The sequence below is a fragment of the Mesorhizobium sp. M7A.F.Ca.CA.002.04.1.1 genome, from assembly GCF_004022805.1.
GTDB classification, from domain to species: Bacteria; Pseudomonadota; Alphaproteobacteria; order Rhizobiales; family Rhizobiaceae; genus Mesorhizobium; species Mesorhizobium ciceri.
The window spans coordinates 1-2297 of the sequence record NZ_RZPL01000835.1 but is presented as its reverse complement, the minus strand read 5'-3'; the positions used below and the strand labels follow the sequence as shown (position 1 = coordinate 2297).

At 63.3% G+C, this 2297-nt stretch carries 2 protein-coding genes and 1 pseudogene; 2 read left to right on the top strand and 1 reads right to left on the bottom strand.

Translation table 11 applies throughout. The features are described from left to right. A pseudogene (locus ENZ75_RS29180) lies at nt 1-963 on the bottom strand (lytic transglycosylase domain-containing protein); the annotation flags it as partial. 247 nt (nt 964-1210) lie between these two features. Between ENZ75_RS29180 and dapA the strand changes: the two are divergent. Further along, entirely contained in the window at nt 1211-2092 is an 882-nt protein-coding gene (gene dapA / locus ENZ75_RS29175; protein WP_013532595.1) for a 4-hydroxy-tetrahydrodipicolinate synthase, read from the top strand. A 25-nt stretch (nt 2093-2117) separates the two neighbouring features. After that, a partial coding sequence (locus ENZ75_RS29170; RefSeq protein ID WP_206617125.1) for an SsrA-binding protein occupies nt 2118-2297 on the top strand: 180 nt, incomplete at its 3' end.

The window sequence follows — 2297 nt, the reverse complement described above, 5'->3', positions numbered from 1 at the left end:
GCCCTGGTCGACCAGTTCACGCGACAGCACCCGGCGCTCGACCCACCAGGCATCCGGATCGACCAGAGCTTCGCGATCGGTCGGTGCCTGCATCACAATGGCTGCAGCGCCGGCAAAATCCTCCTGCTTGCGCAAATATTCGGCCTGCGCGAAGAAGTAGCCGGCCGAACGTTGCATTGCCGGCACGGCCTTCAGCAGCTTGGGCGCGTTCTTGTCGCCTTTGTCGGCCGCCGCCCATGCATCGGCGAGCTGCTGGGCGCCGGCGAGGCCGGCGACGCGCAGCGCGGAATTCGCGCGGTCGGCATAGAACATGCGCTCCATGCGAAAGCGGTGGTCCGCGGCCGGGATCAGGCTGCCGAATTCCTTGATCAGCGCCGCCTCGTCCTTGGCCTCCAGGATCGCGGTGCGCCAGAAGGGCGACAGCACGGAACGCGCCGCCTTGGTATTGCTGGACGCCACATAGGCGCGGGCGAGAACCATCACGCCTTCGAATGTCTGCGGCTGGCTGCCATCGAACGCCCTGATGACGATGTCGGGGGCAGGGTTCTCTCGATAGAGCGCGCGCTCGCTGTTCTTGCGCAGGGCTACGGTCCCCGGCCAGTTGGGCAGCATCTTGGCCGCAGCAGTGATATCGTCGCTCGGAACCTTGTCGCCGCCATAAAGCGCGATCGCCCAGGCAAGGATATGCTGGTCGAGCGACTGCGCCGGAAGGGCATCGCGCACGCCACGAGCGCGGAGACTATCACCCCGCGCCAACGCATCCAGTCCGCTTTTCAGAGGGGCGACGTCGGGCAAGGGCGCCTGTCGCGTTCTGTCCTGCAGGTCTGGCAGCGCAATTGCCGCGCCTGGAATCGGAATGGCTGAGGTGACCCGTGCGTCCACGCTGCCGCTGATCGCCATGCCCGGCATCAGCGCGAGCGCGGCGCCAAGCAGCGCGAGAAGGTGAGGCCGACCGCCCGGCATGATCCCTAAATCTTTCCTTGTCCTGGCATTCCACAAGCTGGCGAAGATGCCTCGAAGCCTAAACTTAGGTCGTGAAGAGCCCGTAAACAAAGAGTTAGCGAGGCCGTTCGAATTGCGCTTGCTGGCACCATGGCAATGCTTGCCGCGCAACCATGTCGAGACTATGGTGCGCCGCTTCGCTTTCGGTTAGAAGGCGCGACCACAAACACCGACACAAAACACCAGAAGTGCCAAGGAGTTGGACGATATGCTGAGAGGCTCGCTTACTGCGCTCGTGACACCGTTCGAAAAGAGCGGGCGTTTCGACGAGAAAGCCTTTCGCGCATTCGTCGAATGGCAACTCGCGGAGGGCACGACGGGCCTGGTGCCGGTCGGCACCACCGGCGAGTCGCCGACACTGTCGCATGACGAGCACCGCCAGGTCGTCAAGGTATGCATCGAGGTGGCCAAGGGACGAGTTCCGGTCGTCGCCGGCGCTGGTTCCAACAACACCGAGGAAGCCGTCGGGCTCGTGCAGTATGCCGAGAAGGCCGGCGCCGATGCCGCCCTGGTCGTCACGCCTTATTATAACAGGCCGACGCAGCGCGGCCTGTATGAGCACTTCGCGGCGGTCGCCAGGGCGACCAAGCTGCCGATCATCATCTACAACATCCCGCCGCGCTCGGTCATCGACATGATGCCGGACACGATGGGCCGGCTCGTGCACGACTTCAAGAACATCGTCGGTGTCAAGGATGCCACCGGCAAGGTCGAACGGGTTTCCGAGCAGCGTGCCACGTGCGGCAAGGATTTCATCCAGCTTTCGGGCGAAGATGCTTCGGCGCTTGGATTCAACGCGCATGGCGGCGTCGGCTGTATTTCGGTGACGTCGAACGTCGCGCCGCGGCTGTGCGCCGAATTCCAGGAGGCAACGCTTGCCGGCGACAGCGCCAAGGCGCTGGATCTGCAGGATCGCCTGCTGCCGCTGCACAAGGCGATCTTCATCGAGCCTGGCGTTTCCGGCGCCAAATACGCGCTGTCGAAGCTAGGCAAGGTCGAAAACGTGCTGCGCTCGCCGTTGGTGACGATCGAACAGTCGACTGCCGACAAGATCGATGCGGCTATGAAGCACGCCGGCTTGATTAATTAGGGATGAGGCGCCACCTCTCCGCATCATGAATCAAGTCAGAAAAGCCGATCCCAACAACAAGACCGTTTCGGAAAACCGCAAGGCGCGGTTTTCCTATGAGGTGCTCGACACGGTCGAGGCCGGTCTGGTGCTGACCGGCACCGAGGTCAAGTCGCTGCGCCAGGGCCAGGCCAACATCCAGGACAGCTACGCCTCGGTCGAAGGC